General features: G+C 73.8%; 22 protein-coding genes. 15 read left to right on the top strand and 7 right to left on the bottom strand.

The window, feature by feature from the left end:
- Nucleotides 1–62: 62 nt before the first annotated feature.
- The 9 genes from glmS to tsaD are packed head-to-tail and all read left to right on the top strand — an operon-like array spanning nucleotide 63 to nucleotide 8,954.
- Nucleotides 63–1,907 carry a glutamine--fructose-6-phosphate transaminase (isomerizing) gene (glmS, locus tag AC3A3L_RS03505; RefSeq protein ID WP_487638652.1) on the top strand — a complete coding sequence of 615 codons (1,845 nt, stop codon included), beginning with the start codon at nucleotides 63–65 and terminating at the stop codon, nucleotides 1,905–1,907.
- A 14-nt stretch (nucleotides 1,908–1,921) separates the two neighbouring features.
- Nucleotides 1,922–2,275 carry a holo-ACP synthase gene (locus AC3A3L_RS03500; protein WP_487638651.1) on the top strand — a complete coding sequence of 118 codons (354 nt, stop codon included), beginning with the start codon at nucleotides 1,922–1,924 and terminating at the stop codon, nucleotides 2,273–2,275.
- Between the two features lie 9 nt (nucleotides 2,276–2,284).
- A complete protein-coding gene (locus tag AC3A3L_RS03495) occupies nucleotides 2,285–3,685 on the top strand; it encodes an NAD(P)H-hydrate dehydratase (protein ID WP_487638650.1) in 1,401 nt (466 codons plus the stop codon).
- A gap of 8 nt (nucleotides 3,686–3,693) precedes the next feature.
- Nucleotides 3,694–4,863, top strand: a complete 1,170-nt coding sequence (alr, locus tag AC3A3L_RS03490) for an alanine racemase (RefSeq protein ID WP_487638649.1) — start codon at nucleotides 3,694–3,696, stop codon at nucleotides 4,861–4,863.
- Complete coding sequence (locus AC3A3L_RS03485) at nucleotides 4,860–5,927, top strand: alpha/beta fold hydrolase (protein WP_487638648.1); 1,068 nt, start codon at nucleotides 4,860–4,862, stop codon at nucleotides 5,925–5,927. Before alr ends, AC3A3L_RS03485 begins: the two co-directional genes overlap by 4 nt.
- Nucleotides 5,924–6,814: a tRNA (adenosine(37)-N6)-threonylcarbamoyltransferase complex ATPase subunit type 1 TsaE gene (tsaE, locus tag AC3A3L_RS03480; RefSeq protein ID WP_487638647.1), complete on the top strand. Its 891-nt coding sequence runs from the start codon at nucleotides 5,924–5,926 to the stop codon at nucleotides 6,812–6,814. Before AC3A3L_RS03485 ends, tsaE begins: the two co-directional genes overlap by 4 nt.
- A 10-nt stretch (nucleotides 6,815–6,824) precedes the next feature.
- Nucleotides 6,825–7,463 carry a tRNA (adenosine(37)-N6)-threonylcarbamoyltransferase complex dimerization subunit type 1 TsaB gene (tsaB, locus tag AC3A3L_RS03475; RefSeq protein WP_487638646.1) on the top strand — a complete coding sequence of 213 codons (639 nt, stop codon included), beginning with the start codon at nucleotides 6,825–6,827 and terminating at the stop codon, nucleotides 7,461–7,463.
- Complete coding sequence (locus AC3A3L_RS03470; RefSeq protein WP_487638645.1) at nucleotides 7,460–7,915, top strand: GNAT family N-acetyltransferase; 456 nt, start codon at nucleotides 7,460–7,462, stop codon at nucleotides 7,913–7,915. The genes tsaB and AC3A3L_RS03470 overlap by 4 nt, the downstream gene beginning before the upstream one ends.
- The gene (gene tsaD, locus AC3A3L_RS03465; RefSeq protein ID WP_487638644.1) at nucleotides 7,908–8,954 is read left to right on the top strand and encodes a tRNA (adenosine(37)-N6)-threonylcarbamoyltransferase complex transferase subunit TsaD; all 1,047 of its coding nucleotides are present in this window, start codon (nucleotides 7,908–7,910) and stop codon (nucleotides 8,952–8,954) included. The genes AC3A3L_RS03470 and tsaD overlap by 8 nt, the downstream gene beginning before the upstream one ends.
- Nucleotides 8,955–9,015: 61 nt before the next feature.
- Here the strand turns inward: tsaD and AC3A3L_RS03460 are convergent, their stop codons facing one another.
- Together AC3A3L_RS03460 and AC3A3L_RS03455 are read right to left on the bottom strand one after the other, a co-directional pair.
- Entirely contained in the window at nucleotides 9,016–10,500 is a 1,485-nt protein-coding gene (locus tag AC3A3L_RS03460; protein WP_487638643.1) for a hypothetical protein, read from the bottom strand.
- Complete coding sequence (locus AC3A3L_RS03455) at nucleotides 10,500–10,946, bottom strand: hypothetical protein (protein ID WP_487638642.1); 447 nt, start codon at nucleotides 10,944–10,946, stop codon at nucleotides 10,500–10,502. Before AC3A3L_RS03455 ends, AC3A3L_RS03460 begins: the two co-directional genes overlap by 1 nt.
- A gap of 117 nt (nucleotides 10,947–11,063) precedes the next feature.
- On the opposite strand from AC3A3L_RS03455, the gene AC3A3L_RS03450 reads away from it, so the two are divergent.
- Nucleotides 11,064–11,726 carry a hypothetical protein gene (locus AC3A3L_RS03450; RefSeq protein ID WP_487638641.1) on the top strand — a complete coding sequence of 221 codons (663 nt, stop codon included), beginning with the start codon at nucleotides 11,064–11,066 and terminating at the stop codon, nucleotides 11,724–11,726.
- 19 nt (nucleotides 11,727–11,745) lie between these two features.
- On the opposite strand, the gene AC3A3L_RS03445 is transcribed toward AC3A3L_RS03450, so the two are convergent.
- Both AC3A3L_RS03445 and AC3A3L_RS03440 read right to left on the bottom strand, forming a co-directional pair.
- Nucleotides 11,746–12,990, bottom strand: coding sequence for a hypothetical protein (locus AC3A3L_RS03445; protein ID WP_487638640.1), 1,245 nt, complete (start codon nucleotides 12,988–12,990; stop codon nucleotides 11,746–11,748).
- Nucleotides 12,987–13,544, bottom strand: coding sequence for a SigE family RNA polymerase sigma factor (locus AC3A3L_RS03440; protein WP_487638639.1), 558 nt, complete (start codon nucleotides 13,542–13,544; stop codon nucleotides 12,987–12,989). Before AC3A3L_RS03440 ends, AC3A3L_RS03445 begins: the two co-directional genes overlap by 4 nt.
- 135 nt (nucleotides 13,545–13,679) lie before the next feature.
- Between AC3A3L_RS03440 and AC3A3L_RS03435 the strand changes: the two genes are divergently transcribed.
- Both AC3A3L_RS03435 and AC3A3L_RS03430 read left to right on the top strand, forming a co-directional pair.
- On the top strand, nucleotides 13,680–14,810 hold the full coding sequence (locus tag AC3A3L_RS03435; protein ID WP_487638638.1) for an S-(hydroxymethyl)mycothiol dehydrogenase: 1,131 nt from the start codon (nucleotides 13,680–13,682) through the stop codon (nucleotides 14,808–14,810).
- Nucleotides 14,810–15,445: an MBL fold metallo-hydrolase gene (locus tag AC3A3L_RS03430; RefSeq protein WP_487638637.1), complete on the top strand. Its 636-nt coding sequence runs from the start codon at nucleotides 14,810–14,812 to the stop codon at nucleotides 15,443–15,445. The genes AC3A3L_RS03435 and AC3A3L_RS03430 overlap by 1 nt, the downstream gene beginning before the upstream one ends.
- Before the next feature lie 15 nt (nucleotides 15,446–15,460).
- On the opposite strand, the gene AC3A3L_RS03425 is transcribed toward AC3A3L_RS03430, so the two are convergent.
- Nucleotides 15,461–16,060 carry a helix-turn-helix domain-containing protein gene (locus AC3A3L_RS03425; protein WP_487638636.1) on the bottom strand — a complete coding sequence of 200 codons (600 nt, stop codon included), beginning with the start codon at nucleotides 16,058–16,060 and terminating at the stop codon, nucleotides 15,461–15,463.
- Between the two features lie 268 nt (nucleotides 16,061–16,328).
- On the opposite strand from AC3A3L_RS03425, the gene AC3A3L_RS03420 reads away from it, so the two are divergent.
- On the top strand, nucleotides 16,329–16,787 hold the full coding sequence (locus AC3A3L_RS03420; protein ID WP_487638635.1) for a GNAT family N-acetyltransferase: 459 nt from the start codon (nucleotides 16,329–16,331) through the stop codon (nucleotides 16,785–16,787).
- A 2-nt stretch (nucleotides 16,788–16,789) separates the two neighbouring features.
- On the opposite strand, the gene AC3A3L_RS03415 is transcribed toward AC3A3L_RS03420, so the two are convergent.
- Nucleotides 16,790–18,292, bottom strand: a complete 1,503-nt coding sequence (locus AC3A3L_RS03415; RefSeq protein WP_487638634.1) for an ATP-binding cassette domain-containing protein — start codon at nucleotides 18,290–18,292, stop codon at nucleotides 16,790–16,792.
- Between the two features lie 230 nt (nucleotides 18,293–18,522).
- Here AC3A3L_RS03415 and AC3A3L_RS03410 point away from each other — a divergent pair, with 230 nt between their 5' ends.
- A complete protein-coding gene (locus tag AC3A3L_RS03410) occupies nucleotides 18,523–20,328 on the top strand; it encodes a glycoside hydrolase family 3 N-terminal domain-containing protein (RefSeq protein WP_487638633.1) in 1,806 nt (601 codons plus the stop codon).
- Nucleotides 20,329–20,341: 13 nt separating this feature from the next.
- On the opposite strand, the gene AC3A3L_RS03405 is transcribed toward AC3A3L_RS03410, so the two are convergent.
- Nucleotides 20,342–21,526: a class I SAM-dependent methyltransferase gene (locus tag AC3A3L_RS03405; protein ID WP_487639820.1), complete on the bottom strand. Its 1,185-nt coding sequence runs from the start codon at nucleotides 21,524–21,526 to the stop codon at nucleotides 20,342–20,344.
- A 195-nt stretch (nucleotides 21,527–21,721) separates the two neighbouring features.
- On the opposite strand from AC3A3L_RS03405, the gene groES reads away from it, so the two are divergent.
- The gene (gene groES, locus AC3A3L_RS03400; protein ID WP_056605525.1) at nucleotides 21,722–22,015 is read left to right on the top strand and encodes a co-chaperone GroES; all 294 of its coding nucleotides are present in this window, start codon (nucleotides 21,722–21,724) and stop codon (nucleotides 22,013–22,015) included.
- Nucleotides 22,016–22,074: the final 59 nt, after the last annotated feature.

The raw sequence follows: 22,074 nt of genomic DNA, 5'->3' as shown, positions 1-22,074 counted from the left end.
TGCGATTGTGGCACCGCACGGGGGCGCAGCCGTGCAGCGGCCTGCCGATAGACTCCCCGGCCATGTGCGGAATCGTCGGGTACGTAGGGGCCAAGCCGGCTGAGGACGTCGTGATCGAGGGCCTGAGGCGACTGGAGTACCGGGGCTACGACTCGGCCGGGATCGCCCTCGTCGACGGCGGCACGATCGTGTCCGACAAGCGCGCCGGCAAGCTGGCCAACCTCGAGAAGGCGATCGCCGACTCCCCGCTCCCACAGGTCACCACCGGCATCGGCCACACCCGCTGGGCCACCCACGGCCCGCCGACCGACCGCAACGCCCACCCGCACCTCGGGCGCGAGCGCCGCGTCGCGCTGGTCCACAACGGGATCATCGAGAACTTCGCCGAGCTGCGCCAGCGCCTGGAGTCCGAGGGCGTCGAGATGGCCTCCGACACCGACACCGAGGTGGCCGCCCACCTGCTGGAGGAGCAGCTCGAGACGGGCGTCGACCTGACGGTCGCCATGCAGAACGTCTGCCGCGGCCTCGAGGGCGCCTTCACCCTCGTCGCCGTCGACTCCCAGGACCCCGACCGTGTCGTCGCGGCCCGCCGCAACAGCCCCCTCGTGGTCGGCATCGGGGAGGGCGAGAACTTCCTCGGCTCCGACGTCGCGGCGTTCATCGAGCACACCCGCGAGGCGATGGAGCTCGGCCAGGACCAGGTCGTCACCATCACCCGTGACGGCGTGAGCGTGTCCGGCTTCGACGGCACGCCCGCCGAGGGCACGCGCTACCACGTCGACTGGGACCTGTCGGCCGCCGAGAAGGACGGCCACGACTGGTTCATGCGCAAGGAGATCTTCGAGCAGCCGCGCGCGGTCGCCGACTCGCTCCTCGGCCGGCGCGGGACCGACGGGCTGCTCCAGCTCGACGAGATGCGCCTGTCCGACCAGGACCTGCGCGACATCGACAAGATCATCATCATCGCCGCCGGTACGTCGTTCTACGCCGGCATGGTCGCCAAGTACGCCATCGAGCACTGGTGCCGCATCCCCGTCGAGGTCGAGCTCGCCAGCGAGTTCCGCTACCGCGACCCGATCCTCACCGCCTCCACGCTCGTCGTGGCCATCAGCCAGTCCGGCGAGACCGCCGACACCCTGCAGGCGATCCGCCACGCGCGCGTGCAGCGCTCGAAGGTGCTCGCCATCTGCAACACCAACGGCTCGACGATCCCGCGCGAGTCCGACGGCGTCATCTACACCCACGCCGGCCCCGAGATCGGCGTCGCGTCGACCAAGGGGTTCCTCACCCAGCTGGTCGCCTGCTACCTCCTCGCGCTCTACCTCGCGCAGGTCAAGGGCACCCGGTACGGCGACGAGATCGCCCAGGTCATGGACCAGCTCGAGGAGATGCCCGACCACATCGAGACGGTGCTCGCGAAGGCCGAGGAGGTCTACGCCCTGGCCCGCGACCACGTCGACAACCGCTCGGTGCTGTTCCTCGGTCGCCACGCCGGCTACCCGGTGGCCCTCGAGGGGGCGCTCAAGCTCAAGGAGATCGCCTACCTCCACGCCGAGGGCTTCGCCGCGGGCGAGCTCAAGCACGGTCCGATCGCGCTCGTCGAGGAGGGCCTGCCGATCCTGTGCGTGGTGCCGCCCCGCGGCCGCGACCAGCTGCACGACAAGATGATCAGCGGCATCCAGGAGGTCCGGGCCCGCGGCGCCCGGACGCTCTGCCTGGCGGAGGAGGGCGACACCACGATCACGCCGTACGCCGACGTGCTGATCACGCTGCCCCAGGTGCCGGTGCTGCTCCAGCCGCTCGTCGCCGTGGTGCCGCTGCAGCTGTTCGCGTGCGAGCTGGCCACCCAGCTCGGCCACGACGTCGACCAGCCCCGCAACCTCGCCAAGTCCGTCACGGTCGAGTAAGGCAGGGGACTCGGGTGCCGGTCATCGGCGTGGGCATCGACGTGGTCGACATCGACCGCTTCGTGCAGTCGCTCGAGCGCACTCCCTCGCTGCGCGGCCGGTTGTTCACCGACGCCGAGGCGTCGCGACCACCGGCCTCGCTGGCCGCGCGGTTCGCGGCCAAGGAGGCGATCGCCAAGGCACTCGGCGCTCCCGTCGGGATGGCGTGGCACGACGCCGAGATCGTCTCGGAGGAGACCGGGCGCCCGCGCTTCGAGATCCGCGGCACCGTCGCCGCCCGGGCCGAGGCCATGGGGGTCGCCCACGTCCACGTCTCGCTGTCCCACGACGCCGGGATCGCCTCGGCCGTCGTGGTGCTGGAGAGCTGAGGAGCTGACGTGCTGCGCGCCCACCTCGTCGACGACGTACGCCGTGCGGAGGCGGCCGCGATGGCACGCCTGCCCGACGGAGCACTGATGCAGCGCGCCGCCGCGGGCCTGGCCGCGGCGGTCCTCGACCTGCTCGGCGGTGGCTACGGCCGGCGCGTGCTGCTGCTGGTGGGCCCCGGGGACAACGGTGGCGACGCGCTCTGGGCCGGAGCTCGGCTCGCGGCGCGGGGCGCCGCGGTGGAGGCACTCCTCCTGGCCGACAGCGTGCACGACGCGGGGCTCGCGGGCCTGCGGGCCTCTGGCGGCCGCGCGACCCGCGACCTCGACGCGCTCGACCCGGCCCCCGACGTGCTGGTCGACGGAATCGTCGGCATCGGCGGTCGGCCCGGTCTCCGCCCCGGCGCGGTGGCGGCGCTCGAGCGCTTCGCCGCGGTGCCCGTCGTCGCGGTCGACGTGCCCTCCGGTGTGGACGTCGACGGCGGCACACTCGACGGGCCGCACGTCCGCGCCGACCTGACCGTCACCTTCGGCACCCACAAGGTCGCCCACCTCGTCGACCCCGCCTGCCTCGCCAGCGGTGCCGTCCACCTCGTCGACCTCGGCCTCGACGCCACTGACCTCGGCCCGCCGGCCGTCGAGGCGCTCCAGCCCGACGACGTACGTGCCCTGCTGCCCCGGCCCGGCTTGGACGCACAGAAGTACACCCGCGGCGTCGTCGGCGTGCGCGCCGGCTCGGGCACCTACCCGGGTGCCGCCCTGCTCGCCGTCGCCGGCGCCAGCTGCGGCCTGGTCGGCATGGTCCGCTACGTCGGCCCCCGCGCGATCGCCGACACGGTGCGCAGCACGCACCCCGAGGTCGTCGGCGACGGTCGGGTCCAGGCCTGGGTCGTAGGCCCGGGTGGCGGTGACGACGCCGGCTCGATGCTCGCCGAGGCCCGCGCCGACGACGTACCAGTGGTGGTCGACGCCGACGCCCTGCGGCACGTGGGCGGGACGATGACGGGCTGCGTGCTCACCCCGCACGCCGGAGAGCTGGCCGCGATGCTCGACGTCGACCGCGAGGAGGTCGAGGCCGCGCCGCTGGAGCACGCCCGCACCGCGGCGACCCGCTTCGGCTGCGTGGTGCTCCTCAAGGGGCACCACACGCTCGTCGCGCACCCCGACGGGCGCGTCCGCGTGACCACCACCGGCGTGCCGTGGCTCGCCACCGCCGGCGCCGGCGACGTCCTCTCCGGGCTGGTCGGGTCGTTGCTCGCGGCAGGACTCGAGCCGTACGACGCCGCGTCCGTCGGCTCGTGGGTGCACGGCGCCGCCGCGACGAGCGCGTCCGCCGGCGGACCGCTGACCGCGAGCCGGGTCGCGGTCCAGATCCCGCGGCTGGTGCGCGACACGCTCGCGGGTTTGGGATGATCGCGACCATGACCGATCCCGTGCCGCATCGCGCCGAGATCGTGGTGGACCTCGCCGCCGTCCGGCACAACGTCCGCATCCTCAAGGACCTGGTGAGCGTCGACGGTCCCGTGCAGCTGATGGCGGTCGTCAAGGCCGACGGCTACGGCCACGGCATGGTCGAGGTGGCCGCCGCCGCCCGCGACGCCGGCGCCGACTGGCTCGGGGTGGCGACCATCGACGAGGCGCTCGCGCTGCGCGCCGCCGGTGACCACGGCCCCCTCCTGTGCTGGCTCAGCGCACCGGGGGACGACTTCGCGGCCGCGGTGGCGGCCGGGGTCGAGGTGACGGCCTACTCGGTCGCCGAGCTCGAGGAGGTCGCGGCGGCCGGCCCCGCGCGGGTGCAGCTCAAGGTCGACACCGGCCTCTCGCGCGGCGGCGCGCCGCGGTCGGAGTGGCAGCACCTCTTCGCGACGGCCAGCGACCTCGAGCGGAAGGGGCGGATCACCGTCACCGGCATCTGGTCGCACTTCGCCGCGAGCGACGAGCCCGCCCACCCCGCCAACGACGCCCAGGAGGCGGCCTTCCGCGAGGCGCTCGCGCTGGCGGACGCGGCCGGCCTCGACCCGGACGTCACCCACCTCGCCAACTCGGCCGCGACGATCCTGCGCCCCTCGTCCCACTTCGACCTGGTCCGGTGCGGCATCGCGACCTACGGCCTCGACCCCGCGCCCGGCGTCACCCCGCGGCTCGGCCTCCGTCCCGCCATGACCGTGCGCGCCCGCCTCGTGATGAGCAAGGTGGTCCACGCCGGTGAGGGCGTCTCCTACGGGCACACCTGGCACGCCGACGAGGACACCACCGTCGGTGTCGTGCCGGCCGGCTACGGCGAGGGCGTGCCGCGAGCCGCCGGCAACACCGCGCACGTGTGGGTCGAGGACTCGCAACGTCCGATCCGCGGGCGCGTGTGCATGGACCAGCTCGTCGTCGAGCTCCACGGCGAGCTGCCGCCCGCCGGGACCGAGGTCGTCCTCTTCGGTCCGGGCGACCTCGGCGAGCCCACCGCCCAGGACTGGGCGGACGCCGTCGACACGATCAGCTACGAGATCGTGACCCGCGTCGGCGGCCGGCTGACCCGCAGGCACGTCGACACGGACGCAGGATCAGACGCAGTGGACACCGGAAGGACCACCCGTTGAGCATCAAGGGCCGCATCTTCGGCACCGTCGTGGGCGCAGCCGGTCTCGCGGCTGCCGCCGGAGCCGTGGGCATCGCCCGCCAGAACCGCATCATCGGCAACCGCGCGGCCGGGGAGGAGGTGGCCTTCGGTGAGCTGCACAGCCCGCCGCGGGTGGTCGTCGCCGACGACGCGGTCGACCTCCACGTCGAGATCGACGAGCCGGAGGACTTCGGCGGCGAGCCCGCCACCGACGACGACCTGACGGTCGTCTTCGTGCACGGCTACTCGCTCAACCTGGACTCCTGGCACTTCCAGCGCGCCGCCTACCGCGGCCAGGTGCGCACGGTCTTCTACGACCAGCGCAGCCACGGGCGGTCGGCCCGCTCCGAGGAGGAGCACTGCACGATCGAGCAGCTCGGCCACGACCTGCGCCGCGTCATCGAGCACACCGTCCCGGGACGGTGCGTCGTCGTCGGCCACTCGATGGGCGGGATGAGCGTCATCTCGCTCGCCGAGCAGCATCCCGACCTCTTCGGCGACAAGGTCGTCGGGGCCGCCCTGATCTCGACCACGGCGGGGGGTCTCGACGCGGGCCGCATCCTGTTCCCGATGCTGCCCCTCGGCCTCGGCGGCCGCTTCCTCGGCAGGGCCGTGCGCACCCTCGACCGCGGCCACAGGATCGTCGACCGCGCGCGCACCTGGGGCCACGCCGTCGCCGACGTCGTCACCGACCGCTACGCCTTCGGCACCGACCCCGTCCCCGCCTCGTACGTCGAGTTCGTCTTCTCGATGCTCAACGCGACGCCGTTCGCCGTGGTCGCGGACTTCTACCCCGCCTTCGCGACCCTCGACCACTTCGAGCACCTCGAGCCGCTGAGCCGGGTGCCGACGTCGATCATCTGCGGCACCGAGGACAAGATCACCTCCATCGGGCACAGCCGCAAGCTGCACAGCCGCATCCCGGGTTCCAGCCTGCTGGAGTGCGAGGGCGCCGGTCACATGGTGCTGCTCGAGCAGCACAAGCAGGTCACCGCCGAGCTCGACGACCTCATCTCGCTGGCCCAGGGGGAGGGCCTGCTGTGAGCGTCGCCGTACGCCGGGTGGGCCCGGAGGCGGCCGCCGACGTCCTCGCGGTCGTGCAGGAGGCCTTCGGGGCGCGTCCGGCCCTCGACCCGCCGGCGGACGCGCTCGGCGAGGACCTCGACTCCGTCCGGCGTCTCCTAGCCCGGCGGGGCGGCCTGCTGGCCCTGCTCGACGACCGTCCCGTGGGCTGCGTCGTCCTCGACCCCGGTCCCGACGGGCTCGTGCTGCGCCGCTTCGGCGTGACGCCCGCCGCGCAGGGCAGGGGAGTGGCGTCGGCGCTGGTCGAGGCCGCGGTCGAGGTGGCCGTGGGCCGCTCCGCGGTGCGGGTGGTCGCCCGCGAGGAGCTGCCGGGCACCGTCGCCTTCTGGGAGGCCCACGACTTCGTCGTCACCGGCGGGACGAGCCCCTACGTCGAGCTCGCCCGGTGGCTCGGCACTACCTTCGACGCCCCTGATGCGGAGACGATGCGCGAGCTCGGTGAGCGCGTCGGAGCCGGTCTGGCCGCCGGCGACCTCGTGGTGCTGACCGGCGAGCTGGGCGCGGGCAAGACCACCTTCACCCAAGGCCTCGGCGAGGGGCTCGGCGTCCGCGGCGGCGTCACGTCGCCGACGTTCGTGATCGCCCGCGTGCACCCGTCCCTGGTCGACGGGCCCGACCTGGTCCACGTCGACGCCTACCGCCTCGGCGGGCTGGACGAGCTCGACGACCTCGACCTCGACGCGTCGCTCGACTCGGCCGTGACCGTCGTGGAGTGGGGCGCCGGGCTGGCCGAGGGACTGGCCGACTCGCGCCTCGAGGTCGTGATCGAGCGGACCGTCGGTGCCGCGCCCGTCGGCGACGAGCTCGATCCCCGCCGGGTTTCGCTGCGCTGGATCGTCGGACAGTAGCCTCGACGCCGTGCTCCTCGCCTTCGACACCGCGACCCCGCTGGTCTCCGTCGCCCTCCACGACGGCGAGCGTGTCGTGGTCGAGCACTCCTCCGAGGTCCCGATGAAGCACGGCGAGCACCTCGCCCCGCTCATCGAGCGCTGCATGGACGAGGCGGGCGTCGTACGACAGGACCTCACCGCCGTCGCCGTGGGGGTCGGCCCCGGCCCCTTCACCGGCCTCCGCGTCGGGGTCGTGACGGCACGCACCCTCGGCTTCGTGCTCGACATCCCGGTCTACGGTGTCTGCTCCCTCGACGCCGTCGCACTGGAGGTCGTCGGGACCGGGACCGCCCACGACGGCTTCCTCGTCGCCACCGACGCCCGGCGCAAGGAGGTCTACCTGGCCTCGTACGACGCCGACGGCCGGCGCCTCGAGGGCCCGGTGGTGACCCGCCCCGCCGAGGTCGCCACCGACGCGCCGGTGGCGGGCGCCGGTCCCGAGCTCTACCCCGACTCGTTCCCTCGCGCGATCGCGCCTGCGCGCCCGAGCGCCGGCTGGCTGGCTGCGGGCGTCGTGTCCGAGCTCGTAGGATTGCTGGACCCCGAGCCCCTCTACCTGCGCCGCCCCGACGCGGTCGCCGGCGCACCCAGAAAGCCCGTCTCGTGATCCGTCCCGCCACCCTCGCCGACCTGCCGGCGCTCCGTGCCCTCGAGCAGGAGCTGTTCGGGCCCGACGCCTGGAGCGAGGACCTGATCCGCCAGGAGATCGAGGGCCTCGGGCGGCGGTTCGTCGTGGCCGACGACCTCTCCGGCTACGCCGTGACGATGACCGCGGGCGACATCGTCGACCTGCTGCGGATCGGCGTCCGCCCCGACGCGCGCCGCACCGGCATCGCCTCCCGCCTGCTCGACGAGCTCCTGGTCGACACCGAGGGCGCGTCGCGGATGCTGCTCGAGGTGAGCGTCACCAACGCGTCCGCGCTCGGGTTCTACGTGGCCCGGCAGTTCAGCGTCATCGACGTGCGGCCGCACTACTACCGCGACGGGTCCGAGGCGCTGGTGATGTGCCGCTGGCTCCCCGGCGCCGCCCGCGAGCACACGGCGACGGCCCATGACTGACGAGCCCCTGGTCCTCGGGATCGAGACTTCCTGCGACGAGACAGGGGTCGGCATCGTCCGCGGCCACACCCTCCTGGCCGACACGGTCGCCAGCAGCGTCGAGGAGCACGCCCGCTTCGGCGGCGTGGTGCCCGAGGTCGCCAGCCGCGCCCACCTCGAGGCGATGGTCCCCACCATCGAGCGGGCCGCCGAGACGGCCGGCGTCGCGCTCAGCGACATCGACGCCGTGGCCGTCACGAGCGGTCCCGGCCTGGCCGGTGCGCTGCTGGTCGGCGTGGCCAGCGCGAAGGCGCTGGCGCTCGGCCTCGGCAAGCCCATCTACGGCGTCAACCACCTCGCCGCCCACGTCGCGGTCGACCAGCTCGAGCACGGACCCCTGCCCGAGCCGTGTCTGGCCATGCTGGTCTCCGGCGGCCACTCCAGCCTGCTCGAGGTCACCGACGTCACCGTCGGGGTCGAGCCGATGGGCTCGACCATCGACGACGCGGCGGGGGAGGCCTTCGACAAGGTCGCCCGGCTGCTGGGGTTGCCGTTCCCCGGCGGGCCCCACATCGACAAGCAGGCGCGCAGCGGCAACAGCGTCGCGATCGACTTCCCGCGCGGTCTCACGAGCCGTCGCGACCTCGAGCGGCACCGCTTCGACTTCTCGTTCTCCGGCCTCAAGACCGCCGTGGCCCGGTGGGTCGAGACCCAGCAGCGCGAGGGCGCGACCATCGACGTCGCCGACGTCGCCGCCTCCTTCCAGGAGGCCGTGTGCGACGTGCTGACCCGCAAGGCGATCGACGCGGCCACCAGCCGCGGGATCGAGGACATCCTCATCGGCGGTGGCGTGGCCGCCAACAGCCGGCTGCGCGCGATGGCCGAGGAGCGTGCGGCGGCGCAGGGCATCCGGGTGCGCGTGCCGCGTCCGGGCCTGTGCACGGACAACGGCGCCATGGTCGCGGCCCTCGGGGCCGAGCTCGTCGCCCGCGGCCGTACGCCGTCGCTGCTCGACCTGCCGGCCGACTCCTCGCAGCCGATCACGACCGTCGTCGCCTGATGACGAAGGTCCCCGCCCGAGAGCGGGGACCTGCATCACGAACACTCGAACGAGGTGGACCTCAGTCGAGGACTCCGGGTGCGACGTCGTCGTCGCCGAGCCAGTCCTGCTCGTAGACGAGGCTGTCGCGCTGGGCGGCCTCGTCGCGATCGCCCTTGCGGCCGCCGCGTCCGTTGGCGCTGCCTGCAGCGCCGCGGGCGCCGCTCGACCCGCGTCCACCGGACCGTGAGCCGGAGCCGGAGGCCGAGCCGCGGCCACCCGCCGACCCGGCGCCACGACCACCGGCCGAGCCGGCGCCACGAGCGCCGGCGGAGCCGGCGCCACGAGCGGCGGACGATCCGGCTGCTCCGCGGGAGGCGGGGCTGCCGGCCGATCCGGCTCGAGCCGCAGCCGAACCGGGAGCGCCGGCCGCTCGGGAGAGCGCACCCGCGCTGGCGCTGCGCCCGGTCGCGCCGATCGCGCGGGCGGGAGCGCTGCCTGCCGACGCAGGCGCTGCGCCCGCCCGGATGCCACCCGCCATGCCGCTGGCACCGCCGGCGGCACCTGCGGCGCCCATCGCGGCGGCGTTCATGCCTCCGCCGACCGACCCCCCGGCGCTCGCGCCGGCCGGGGCCTGGCCCGCCGTCGGGTTGTAGGTGACGCCGTTCTGCGACGAGCCCGTCACGGTGCTGGTCTCACCCGGCACGTGGTGGGTCGGGTGGCCCGGGTCGGTGATCGGGTCGCGCGGCGGCTGCGGGTGGACCGGGTCGGGCTTGTCCGGGTCGACCGGGTCCGGCTTGTCCGGGTCGACGGGGTCGGGCCGGTCCGGCTTGTCGGGCTTGTCCGGCTTGTCGTCGTCCTTGTCGTCGTCGCGGTCCTTGTCCGGGTCCCTCGGGTCGGTCGGTTCGGGGGTGCCGGGGGTGCCGGGAGTGCGTGGTCCGGTCGGCGGCAGGGACGGGCTGCTCGGGCTGGTGGGCACCGACGGCGGCGGCTCGGTCGGGTCGGGCTGCCCGTGGATCGCCTTCATCGGCGGGATCGCCCCGAGGAAGGCGGCGTCGAGCTTCTGCGTCCACTGCGCGGCAGCGGCCTCCTGCTGGGCGCGGGCGGTGTTGTAGGCCGCGCGCTCCTGGTTGGCAGCCTGGCGCTTGTTGCCCTCGGCCTGGATCTGCTCCGGCGTCGGGGTGTAGCCCGGGTCGTAGGTGGGTGGGGTGTAGGCGGCGGGCTGGTTCAGGTCGGCCATGCTGGCCTCCGCAGCCTGGGCCTTGCTCATGACCTGCGCCGTGTCGCGGAGGGTGTCGCCGGCCGTGATGAGCCGGGTGCCCTTCTCCTGCATCGACTCGGCGGACGCCTGGAAGGCGGCAAGGACGGCGTCAGCAGTCACGCCGGACAGCCCGCCCTTCTTCCCGTCGCCCTCACGGACCTTCGTGGCGCCCTTGCGGAGGGCGGCTGCCGTCTCGTCCAGGATCTCGCCGCACGTGCGCCAGTTCAGGCCGGCGGAGTCGGTGGCCTCGTGCTTGGCGCCGGAGAGGTAGGAGCGCAGCCGGGCGCGCTCGGGACCGTCGGTCATCAGGAGCCTTCCTCGTTGGCCGGGGGCTCGGTGTACTGGCCGTCGCCCATGGTGCTGCTCGAGGACTGGTCGCGCGCGTCGTCGAGCGTGGTGTTGACCTGCGACAGTGCTGCGGCGCGCATGGTCATCTCGGCGTTGGTGGTGGCGTCGACGTCGCGGACCTCGTCGGCCCACAGACGGATCGCCTCGCCGTAGGCGCGCAGCGAGTCGGCGAGCTTCTGGAACTCCTGCTCGGCCTCCTGGTGCGCCATCTGCGCGTTGACCCCGATGCGGTGCCCGGTCGTCGACCCGCCGAACCAGTCCGGCGCCACAGCAGTCACCGACGTGCCGTTCAGGCCCTCGGAGTTGCTGTTGAGCAGCGCCACGATCTCGGCGATGAGGTCCTCGTCCGCGTTGATGCCCTTCAACACGGTCGTCACGAGTCCTACGTCTGCAGCGGTCAGCATGCGTCCCCCATTCCCGCCGCCCCGCGCGGCGAAACCACTTGTTGCCACCATTTTCACAGACCCGGTCGCAACGATGCGAAACGCGATGCGCGCTGCAGGGTCCGCTACGGTCTGGGCGTGCGACGACGACTCGGGGGTACGACGATGGGCGGGCGCGGAGCCGCGGTGGGGGCGATCTCGCTGGCCGCGGTGCTGGTGCTCGGCGGGTGCGGCAGCGACGAGGCGGCCGGCGAGGACGAGCCCTCCGGTGCCGAGACGTCCAGCGCCACCACCGGCGACCCGACGGACACGTCGACGGACACGCAGACGGAGACCGAGAGCCCAACCGAGGACCCGGAGCCGACGGTCGAGCCGGCGTCAGGACCGGAGCTCGAGGTCAGCGGCTTCCGGGTCAACGCGCCGAAGGGCTGGCAGCAGACCTTCTCGTCGGTCTTCGTCGACACCGCCCTCGGGCGCGTCGACCACCAGAGCGGCGGGCTGATGCTGAGCGTGGCGTCCCTGGGTGGGGACTCCCTGACCCCTCGGCAGGCCGAGCGCTACTTCTGGAACCCCGGCGACAAGCCGCCCAACTACGAGCGCCAGGAACCGGTCGTCATGGGGGGCAACAGGGCCGGCTACTACACCTCGCGCGACCGGTTCGACGACATCCACTCCGTCACGCTCTGGGACGGCAACCACGTCGTCAAGGTGGAGGTGTCGTTCGGCCAGAAGGTCGCCGAAGCCACGCAGCAGGAGCTGCTCGACTCCGTCATCGCGAGCTACTCGAGCCCGCCGGCCTGACCGTTCCCGGCCCGGCTGCTCATCTCTGGAGGACGCCCGGGGCGGAGAACACGAGCGCCACGTCTCCCGGCCGGGTGTCGACCCCCTCGCCACCGACCCGCTGAACCGTGCCGTCGAGGCCGAGGCGGACGACGTACTGACGGTTGCCGGTCACGAGCGTGGCCACGAAGGTGTCGTCGTCCTCCCACGCGACCTCGGGGTTGATCCCGACCACGCCGGTGCGTGAGCCGACCAGCTCGAAGTCGAGCAGGCGCTCGCCGGTCGCCGCGTCGAGGACCGCCAGCGTCGGCGAACCGTCAGGGGTGAGGTAGTCGGTGAAGCCGAGCACGTAGCGCCCGTCGGGGCTGAAGCCCAGCAGCGAGTAGTCGCACGTCCGCCAGACCTCGGCGCCGCCCGTGCCGGCGTCACGCACCTGCCAGCACGAGCCGTCACCGGTGAACCTCGTCTGGACGGAGTAGAGCCCGCTCACCTCCGACGACGAGCCCACGCGCAGGGAGCCGGGGAGGGGCGAGGTGGTCCCGTCGGGGCCGACGACGAGCGCCGACTCGCGTCCGGTGACCGGGTCGGTCGTGGCCGCCAGGAGCGCCTCGCCGGGGAGGAAGCCGACCGGGCGGACGCGGGCGTCCTCGGGCCCGGGAGGCAGCGCGGTCCAGCGCTCCTCGCTCGCTCCCTCGCGGTCGAGCTCGACGAGGGTCCAGTGGTCGCCGTCGTACCAGGCGTATGCGATCCGGGTGCCGTCCGCCGACGCGGCCAGGTGGCTCGACGGCGCGACGGCGTCGATCACCTCGAAGTCGGGGCCGAGCACCTCGACCCCCAGGGCGCCCTCGTCCTTCGGGTCGACGAACGTGATGCCGAGCCAGCCGTCCATGTAGGGCGTCAGCTGGTCGTACAGGCGGGGGAGGTCGACGGTCTCGCCGTCGACGGTCAGGGTCTCGTCGTCGACGTTGAGGAGGGGGACGGCGAGGTCGGCGCCGACCGGTGCGGTGAGCGGGTCGATGCGGACCGTCCCGGTGATCCGGGGTGCGGGCGGCTCGGTCGCCGGCGGGACGTCGCTGCGCGGGGACGGTCCGACAACGCTGGCGCCGAGCGGGACGGCGATCGCCAGGACGGCAGCGACCGCGGCGCCGGCCACCGCCGTACGACGCCGCTGGATCCGCCGGGCGCGCGAGCGGACGTCGGTGACCGTGAACGGGGCGCGGTGCAGCGGGTCGGCGGTGTGGTGCAGCGCGTCGTGCACCTGGTCCTCGAGGGGAGTGGGGCTCATCGTGCATCGTCTCCGGACGCGTGGGGGTTGAGGGAGTGCGGGGCACGGGCTCGCAGCGCGGCCAGCGCGCGGCTCGCCTGCGACTTGACGGTGCCGACGGAGATCCCGAGGACGTCGGCGATCTCGGCCTCGCTCAGCTGCTCGTAGTAGCGCAGCACGACGACCGAGCGTTGCTTGGGTGGCAGGGTCTGCACGAACGACCAGAGCGCCCCACCCATGCCGTCGTCGTACGTGTCGACCGCGCCCGTCTCGGGCATCGTGTCGGTCGAGTGCTCGCGGCGCTTCCAGGCCCGCCGCCACAGCGAGTTGTTCTCGTTGACCATGATCCGCCGGACGTAGCCGTCGAGCGCCTCCCGGTCGCGGATCCGGTCCCAGGAGAGGTAGAGCTTGGCGAACGCGACTTGGAGGAGGTCCTCGGCCCCGGCGTGGTCGCCGGCGAGGAGGTACGCGGTCCGGTAGAGCGCCGCCTGGCGAGCCGACATGTACGCCGAGAAGTCGGCGTCCTTGTCGGCCTGCCGGTCGTGCGCGCCCATGTCGACGAGTGTCGCGCTCATCGTCCACCTCCTGTTCGTCCGCGTGGTCTTCCGTGTGGCGTGTCGGGGTGAGGACGCGACTCGTCGGCAGGTGGTTGCATCTGTTTGGCTTGCGTTGCAAGGCTCTCGTCGACCCGATCCACAGGAGGCACACCGATGCAGCAGGTCCAGGCCGTCGTCGCGCTCGCGAAGGGCGAGCCGGTGCAGCTCACCACGATCAACGTCCCCGACCCGGGCCCGGGCGAGGCGGTGGTGAAGATCCAGGCCTGCGGGGTCTGCCACACCGACCTGCACTACCGCGAGGGCGGGATCAACGACGACTTCCCGTTCCTCCTCGGTCACGAGGCAGCCGGCGTGGTCGAGTCGGTCGGTCCGGACGTGACCGGGCTCGAGCCGGGCGACTTCGTGGTCCTCAACTGGCGCGCGGTGTGCGGCGACTGCCGCGCCTGCAACCGCGGCGAGCCGTGGTACTGCTTCGCGACCTTCAACGCCACCCAGAAGATGACGCTCGCCGAGGGCGACCTCGCGGGCACCGAGCTGTCGCCCGCCCTCGGGATCGGGGCCTTCGCGGAGAAGACGCTGGTCGCCGCTGGTCAGTGCACGAAGGTCGACCCGTCGGCCCGCGCGGCCGCCGTCGGTCTCCTCGGGTGCGGCGTGATGGCCGGCCTCGGCGCGGCGATCAACACCGGCAACGTCGGGCGTGGCTCCACCGTGGCCGTCATCGGCTGCGGTGGCGTCGGTGCGGCCGCGATCGCCGGTGCGGCGCTGGCCGGAGCGGCGCGGATCATCGCCGTCGACATCGACGACCGCAAGCTCGAGCGGGCGCGCTCGATGGGCGCGACGCACACGGTGAACTCGAAGGAGGTGGACCCGGTCGAGGCGATCAGGTCGCTGACGCCTCCGCCGGACGGCACGGGCCACGAGGGCGGTGCGGACGTGGTGATCGACGCCGTCGGTCGCCCCGAGACGTGGAAGCAGGCGTTCTACGCGCGCGACCTCGCCGGGACCGTGGTCCTGGTCGGCGTGCCCACGCCGGACATGACGGTGCCCGAGATCCCGCTCATCGACGTCTTCGGCCGCGGGGGGTCGCTCAAGTCCTCCTGGTACGGCGACTGCCTGCCCTCGCGTGACTTCCCGATGCTGGTCGACCTCTACCAGCAGGGCCGGCTCGACCTCGACGCCTTCGTGACCGAGGAGATCGGCATCGGCGACGTCGAGGCCGCCTTCGAGAAGATGCACGGCGGTCCTGACTCGGAGACGGTGCTGCGTTCGGTGGTGGTCCTCTGATGGCCGGTTCCTCAGTCCGGGTCGACCACGCCGTCGTCTCCGGCACCTTCTCCCTCGACGGGGAGACCCACCAGGTCGACAACAACGTCTGGGTGATCGGCGACGACGAGCAGTGCCTGGTCGTCGACGCACCCCACGACGTCGACGCGATCCTCGAGGTCGTCGCCGGTCGCACCGTGAAGGCGATCGTGTGCACCCACGCCCACGACGACCACGTGCGCGTCGCACCGGCGCTGCGGGTGGCGACCGGGGCGCCGATCCTGCTGCACCCCGACGACAGGCCGCTGTGGGAGCTGACCCACGGTGGCGACGAGGAGGGGGCCGAGCTGTGGGACGTCGACCTGGCCGACGACCAGAAGCTCACGATCGGAGGCGCCGCCGTCAAGGTGATCCACACGCCGGGTCATGCGCCCGGCGCGGTGTGCCTCTACGTCCACGACCTCGGCTGCGTCTTCACCGGCGACACCCTGTTCCAGGGTGGTCCGGGTGCGACGGGCCGCTCCTACAGCGACGCCGACGTGATCGAGGACTCGATCCGGCGACGCCTCTTCGAGCTCCCGGACGAGACGGTCGTGCACACCGGTCACGGCCCCGACACGACGATCGGCGCTGAGCGCGAGGGCCTGGCCGGCTGAGCGGCGACTGAGGCGCTACGCCGCCCGGCGCTGTCCGAGCCGGGCGGCCCGCACCTCGTCGAGGTGCACGGCCTCCGCCACCAGCTGGTGCGGGGCCGGGTGGTCGACGGGCGTGCCGAACACGAGTCGCTGCAGCCGCCGCAGGTAGCGGGACGTGTGGTGCCGCACGCGCGGTTCCTCCAGCTCGCGTGAGCGCCGACGCCACCTGGCGGGCTCAGCAGTGCACTCGAGGCCACGCGGGACGTACCACCCGGTCACCGTCAGGTCGACGTGCGCCGGGTAGCGCCGGTCCGCGCGGTCGCGAGCGCCGTCGTCGCGCATCGGCTCGACCACCTCGCCGGTCTCGGCGTCGTGCACCGCGGCCCGGAGGCCGGCGAGCCTGAAGAGCAGTTGCACCATGCTCACCCGCGGGCTGGTCCGGCCCGTCTCCCACCGCGCCACGACGGACTGCGACACCCCGATGAGCGCCGCGAGCCCGCGCTGGGACACGTCGAGGATCCGCCTGATGCGGCGTACGAGCCCGGGCACGCCTCCCTCGAACGGCCCCATCAGGTACCACTGGACCTCCTCCGCGCTCCACTCGCACGCGGGATCCCACTCGTCGTCCGTCCTCATCCGCTGCTCCGTTCTCTCGTCGATGTCGTCCCGTCCGACCAGTGCAGCCGCAGGCACCGACAACCGCGGCGGCTTCTCCACAGGCCCGCTCCCGCCCCCCACCGCCACCGATCCATCCGCTGGCACCTGAGTCGCTCGGAGACTCAGGTGCCAGCGGAGCAATGGGGGGGCCGCTCGGCCCTGTTGGACGGCTGAGTCGCTCGGAGACTCAGGTGCCAGTGGGGGAAAGGGCGGGCGCGCGGCGGCGTGTCGGGGCTACGGTCGCCGGATGACGACGACCGAGTTCGTGCCCCAAGACTTCGAGCCGCCGACGTCGCTGGTGGGGGACGGCTTCGTGCTGGAGCCCCTGGGGCCGCAGCACAACGAGTCGGACCACGCCGCGTGGTCGGGCAGCATCGAGCACATCCGCGGGACGCCGGGCTTCCGGGACGGCTCGTGGCCGCCCGTCGGCGGGATGTCGCTCGAGGACAACCTCGGCGACCTCACCCGCCACGCGGCGGACTTCGAGTCACGAGGCGGGTTCACCTTCACCGTGCTCGAGCCGGGCAGCCGGGACGTGATCGGGTGCGTCTACCTCTACCCGAGCCGGTCGGAGGAGCACGACGTCGACGTCCGGTCGTGGGTCCGCGCCGACCGGGCCGGGCTCGACCGGCCGCTCGCGGACGCCGTGGCCACCTGGCTCGAGGAGGACTGGCCCTGGGAGCGCCCGGACCGCCACGGACGGTGAAGTCATCCCGCCGACAGGTCGAGGCGTGGCCAGTCGGCAAGGTCGGCGAGGAGCTGCCGGTCGTGGGTCGCGACGACGACGGCGGCGGGCGTACGACGCACCGCGCGCGTGAGCTCGTCGACCAGCGTGGCGGACAGGTGGTTGGTCGGCTCGTCGAGGAGCAGGACGTCGGGTCGCCGCCGCAGGAGCGCTGCGAGCACCCGGCGCCGCGCCTGTCCGGGGGAGAGGTGCCCGTCCGGTTCGTCCTCCTGGCGCAGCAGCCCGACCTCGGCGCCGGGCTGGATGTGCACGGCGCCCGAGACGGGGGAGAGGTGGCGCGCCAGCACTGCCAGGAGCGTCGACTTGCCGGCCCCGTTGGCACCGGTGACCACCAGGCGTTCGCCCCCGGCCAGCGCCACGGAGACAGGGACGGGGAGCCGTCCCCGGACCGACACGCCGTCGGCGCGGAGCAGCGGGGCACCTCTGCGGGTGTCGGGCTCGGGCCAGTGCCACGCGGCCGGTGGGGGCGGGGTGGTGACGCGGGCCGCCTCGAGCAGCTCCTCCCGGCGGCGTACCGCCTGGACGACGCCGGGGGCGTGGGACTGCCGTTGGTGCCTGCCGGTGCCCTTGCCGGGGCGCCAGCCGGTGCTGAGCCGTGATCGGGCCTCGTCGGCCGCCCGCGCCAGCCGGTCCCGGTCGGCGACCTGGTCGGCATGGACCTGGCGCCAGCGTTCGAGCTCGCGTCGCCGGCCCTCCTGCCAGGCGGCGTAGCCGCCAGCATGGAGACGGGGACGCCCGTCGTGCGTGGGATCGAGGTCGAGGTACTCCGTGCCGACGTCGCGGAGCAGGGCCCGGTCGTGCGACACGACGAGGTAGCCCCCGGCCCGTTCCTGGAGCGCCCGGGTGAGGAACGAGAGGCTGCTCGCGTCGAGGTGGTTCGTGGGCTCGTCGAGCAGCAGCAGGTCGTCCGACCCGCCGAGGACGGTCGCCAGGCGCACCCGGTAGCGCTGCCCGACCGACAGCGTCGCGAGCCGACGTCCACGGTCGGTGCACGCGTCGAGGCCGGCGAGCGCGACGTCGACCCGGCGTTCGACGTCCCAGGCGTCGAGGCGGGTGGCCAGGTCGAGGGCGTCGGCGTACGCCAGGTCGGCGCCCGGCTCGTCACACGCCAGGGCAGCAGTCGCGGCGTCGAGGGCGGCGAGCGCGGCCCGGGCGTCGGCGGTCGCGGCGGCCACGAGCGAGCCGACCGTCGCTCGGCCGCCCGCCGGCATCGACTGCTCGGCCGTCGCGAGGGTCCCGTCGCGCTCGACGCTGCCCTCGTCGGGTTCGAGGGAGCCGGCGAGCACGCGCAGCAGCGTGGTCTTGCCGCGGCCGTTCTCGCCGACGACGGCGAGGCGCGAGCGTGGGGTGAGTGTCACCGACACGTCGGTGAGGACGCGTCGGCCGCCGAGGACGACACCCACGTCCCGGGCGCGGACGGACGGCAGGGCGGACGGGGTCGGTGAAGAAGCGTTGAACGTGGGCACGGGGTAGCTCCGTAGGTCGCTGGGGCGACCGGGCAGCACGCGGAGGGGTCACCGGGCTGCCCGGCCGAGGGGCCGGGGGACGGACCCGGACGCGGCGACGGCCGGCGTCGGGTCTCCGTCAGCGGAGGCGGAGCAGCAAGGTCCCGGAGTGCACGACCACAGGCTAGAGGGGCAGTGCATCCCGGGTCATCCGAATTCTCCGGTGCTGCACCGCGTGCCACCATGGCGTGATGCGCCCCCGCTCCGTCTCGCCCCTGGTGGGACTGGGGGCGTCGCTGGTGCTCGTCGCGTCGCTCGCTGCGTGCGACGGGCAGGACGCGGGTGGCGACGGGGAGCGGCCGGCGGAGACCGCACCGGCAACGAGCACGCCCACCGTCCCGCCGACGCCGTCGGAGGCGCTCGGGCTTGCCGAGGGGTGGGGTCCCACACGCGCCGAGCTGGACCGGGCCGCACGGGTCGTCGACCGGATGAGGCTGCCCGACCTCGCCGGACAGGTCATCGTCGCCGACTGGCAGGGGACCGCCGCGCCCGTGCGGATGGTCCGTGACCTGCACCTCGGCGGGGTCATCGCCTTCAGCGCCAACGTCTCCTCGGCCGAGCAGGTCAGGGCCGTCAACCGGGCCCTGACCCGCCAGGTCCCCCGGAAGTGGCCGCTCTTCCTCGGCGTCGACCAGGAGGGCGGCGTCGTCGAGCGACTGCGCGGCGCGGCAACCCGGTTCCCGGCCTTCATGAGCACGGGCGCCGCCGGCGACCCGGGGCTGACGCAGGAGGCGTACGCCGCCGGCGCCGCGGAGATGCGCGGGCTCGGCTTCACCGTCGACTTCGCCCCCGACGCGGACGTCACCTCGGGCCCGGGCGACCCGACGATCGGGTCACGGTCCGCCTCGTCGCGACCGGAGGCGGCCGCGGAGCAGGTCGTCGCCGCCGCGACCGGCTTCAGCACCTCGGGGGTGATGCCGGTCGTCAAGCACTTCCCGGGCCACGGGTCCGTACCGGCCGACAGCCACCTGACGCTTCCGGTCCAGGACAGGACCAGGGCGGAGCTCGAGGCGTCCGACCTCGTGCCGTTCGCCCGCGGCATCGAGGCCGGCCTGCCGGCGGTGATGGTCGGGCACCTCGACGTGCGCGCCGTCGATCCCCGCGTGCCGTCGTCGCTGTCGCGCAAGGTGGTCACCGGCCTGCTCCGCGACGAGCTCGGCTTCGGCGGCCTCGTGGTGACGGACTCGCTCGAGATGGCCGCCGTCACCCGCGGCCGCGACCCCGGCCGCACGGCCGTGCAGGCCCTCCGTGCCGGCGCCGACGTCCTGCTCATGCCGCCCTCGCCCGCCGTCGCCAGGGCCGCGGTGGTGCGCGCCGTGCGCGGCGGCACCCTGCCCCGCCGGCGCCTGGAGCAGGCGGCCGCGCGACAGATCGCCCTGCTCACCCACCTCGCCGCGCAGGGGACGAAGCCGTCGGCGAAGGCGGCGGGCACGGCGGCGGACGCCTCCCGCCGGCTCTCAGCCGCCGCGGTGACCGTCACGGACGGCGCCTGCACGGGCCGACTGGTCGGCGACGTCGTGCACGCCTACGGCGACCCGGGTGCGGTCGCGACGTTCACCCCGGCGGCCCGGGCCGCAGGGATCACCGTGCTGGCGCGCCGCTCGCCCCCGGCCGCGCTCACGACGGCGGAGCAGCGGCCGGAGCGGAAGAAGAAGGAGCGCAAGCGCGCCTACCAGCGGCGCGTCAAGGCGTGGCAGAAGGCGGAGGCCCGCCGCGAGCGTCGCCTCGCCACGTGGCAGGCGGCCGAGGACGCGCGGCTCGCAGCAGGGACGCAGGTCGGGTTCACCGGGTTCCGGGACGCCCCCGTCGACGGCGAGGTCGCGGTGGCCACGGACACGCCCTGGGTGCTCGGTCAGGTGGCGGCGCCGACGCGGATCGCCACCTTCGGTGACACGCCCGCGGCGATGCAGGTGCTGGTCGAGGTGCTCACCGGGCAGGCGACGGCGCCGGGCCGGCTGCCGGTCACCGTCCGGGGAGTGGCCCGACCGGGCTGCTGAACGCGCGCGTCGTTCAGAAGGGCTCGACGAGCAGGGCGGTGCCCTGCCCGGCGACCCGGGTGAGCACGAGCGTCGCCTCGCGGTCGCCACGCAGGGCCAACCGCTTGCGCAGCTCCTCGGGCACGACCTGCACCCCGCGCTTCTTGATCGCGAGCCGGCCGATCCCGCGCTCGTGCAGGGCCGCGCGCAGCTGCTTCTCGCGGTAGGGCAGGTGCTCGACGACCCGGTAGCCACGCGCGAAGGGCGTGCGGAACGAGGCGTCGCTCGTGACGTAGGCGATGTGGGGGTCGACCAGCCCACCACCGACGCCGGAGGCGACCGCGGTGACCAGTCCGGCACGGATCACGGCGCCGTCGGGCTCGTAGAGGAAGGCCCCCACCTCGCGGGCCTCGGTCCCGGGCTCGCCGTCGGCGGGGGAGTCCTCGTCGGTGAGGGTGGCCAGGCCGTGCTCGCCGATCACGGTGGCCCGGCGGTCGGTGGTGGCGAGCGCCGGCGACCAGAGCACGGCCTCCTTGACCTCCCCGCCGTCGCTGACCCACTCCGCCTCGACGCCCTGCGGCACCAGGTCGTGACCGATGCCCGGGGCGACCTTCACCACCGCGCGGCGGGCGAGCAGGTCGAGCACCCACGGCCACGGCGGAGTCCACCCCTCGACGTCGAACACCCGGCCCCGGCCGCCCCGGCGGGCCGGGTCGGCGAAGGCGACGTCGAAGGCGGCCGGGTCGATCGTGGTGGCGTCACCCACCTGCACGGCTCCGGCGAGACCGAGCTCCTCGAGGTTCGCGCGCGCCATCGACACCCGCACGGGGTCGAGGTCGACGCCGGCCGCGACGAGCCCGGCCCGCGCGAAGGCGAGGAGGTCGCCGCCGATGCCGCAGCCGAGGTCGATGACGCTGCCGCCGGGGAAGGCGGCGGCCACCCGGGCGGCGCGGTGGTCGGCCACCCGCAGCCGCGTCGACTGCTCGAGCGCGTCGGGGGTGAAGTACATCCGGTGCGCGGCCTCGCCGAACTTCGCGACGGCCCTCGCGCGCAGCTGGGCCTGTGTGGTCGCGGCCGCTGCCTTCTCCGCGTCGGGCTCGAGACGTCGTACGACGGCCGCGACCCGCACCGGGTCGCCGGCGTGGTCCACCCAGGCGGCGGCTGCATCGGCCACCAGCCGGGCGCCCTCGGCGGTGCGCAGCCAGTCCAGGGTCTCCATCTCCACGCCGTCATCCTGTCAGCGGCGACACCGGCTAGCACTCGATTGGGCAGAGTGCTAGCGTCTGCTCTGGCACTCTCGCCCCGAGAATGCCAACGCTCGTGAGCCTGGCACGACCCCCGCGACGGCGTGCCGCCGGACCGCGAGCCCACGTCCTGAAGATCTCTTGTTTGAGAAAGTGGAGGTTGATCCGAAGTGTCGGTCAACATCAAGCCCCTCGAGGACCGCATCGTCGTCCAGACGCTCGAAGCCGAGCAGACCACCGCCTCCGGCCTGGTCATCCCGGACACCGCCAAGGAGAAGCCCCAGGAGGGCGAGGTCGTGGCGATCGGTCCCGGTCGCATCGACGACAACGGCAACCGCGTCCCGCTCGACGTCGCCGTGGGTGACAAGGTCATCTACAGCAAGTACGGCGGCACCGAGGTCAAGTACGCCGGCCAGGAGTACCTGATCCTCTCCGCGCGCGACATCCTCGCCGTCGTCTCCTGATTCCCCTTTCGCCCGGAACGTCATGGCCCCGGGTCGCTCGCGCGACCTCCGGCCATGAC

This window comes from Nocardioides sp. Soil_C_8, assembly GCF_057656315.1.
This window is presented reverse-complemented; position numbering and strand designations above follow the sequence as displayed.

Excerpts from the sequence above, each read along its gene's own strand:
- AC3A3L_RS03435 (WP_487638638.1), top strand. The coding sequence starts at position 13,680 with ATGCAGCAGGTCCAGGCCGTCGTCGCGCTCGCGAAGGGCGAGCCGGTG.
- AC3A3L_RS03420 (WP_487638635.1), top strand. The coding sequence starts at position 16,329 with ATGACGACGACCGAGTTCGTGCCCCAAGACTTCGAGCCGCCGACGTCG.
- AC3A3L_RS03440 (WP_487638639.1), bottom strand. The coding sequence starts at position 13,544 with ATGAGCGCGACACTCGTCGACATGGGCGCGCACGACCGGCAGGCCGAC.
- AC3A3L_RS03460 (WP_487638643.1), bottom strand. The coding sequence starts at position 10,500 with ATGACCGACGGTCCCGAGCGCGCCCGGCTGCGCTCCTACCTCTCCGGC.
- alr (WP_487638649.1), top strand. The coding sequence starts at position 3,694 with ATGACCGATCCCGTGCCGCATCGCGCCGAGATCGTGGTGGACCTCGCC.
- AC3A3L_RS03445 (WP_487638640.1), bottom strand. The coding sequence starts at position 12,990 with ATGAGCCCCACTCCCCTCGAGGACCAGGTGCACGACGCGCTGCACCAC.
- AC3A3L_RS03430 (WP_487638637.1), top strand. The coding sequence starts at position 14,810 with ATGGCCGGTTCCTCAGTCCGGGTCGACCACGCCGTCGTCTCCGGCACC.
- AC3A3L_RS03410 (WP_487638633.1), top strand. The coding sequence starts at position 18,523 with ATGCGCCCCCGCTCCGTCTCGCCCCTGGTGGGACTGGGGGCGTCGCTG.
- AC3A3L_RS03455 (WP_487638642.1), bottom strand. The coding sequence starts at position 10,946 with ATGCTGACCGCTGCAGACGTAGGACTCGTGACGACCGTGTTGAAGGGC.
- AC3A3L_RS03425 (WP_487638636.1), bottom strand. The coding sequence starts at position 16,060 with ATGAGGACGGACGACGAGTGGGATCCCGCGTGCGAGTGGAGCGCGGAG.
- glmS (WP_487638652.1), top strand. The coding sequence starts at position 63 with ATGTGCGGAATCGTCGGGTACGTAGGGGCCAAGCCGGCTGAGGACGTC.
- AC3A3L_RS03405 (WP_487639820.1), bottom strand. The coding sequence starts at position 21,526 with ATGGAGACCCTGGACTGGCTGCGCACCGCCGAGGGCGCCCGGCTGGTG.
- tsaD (WP_487638644.1), top strand. The coding sequence starts at position 7,908 with ATGACTGACGAGCCCCTGGTCCTCGGGATCGAGACTTCCTGCGACGAG.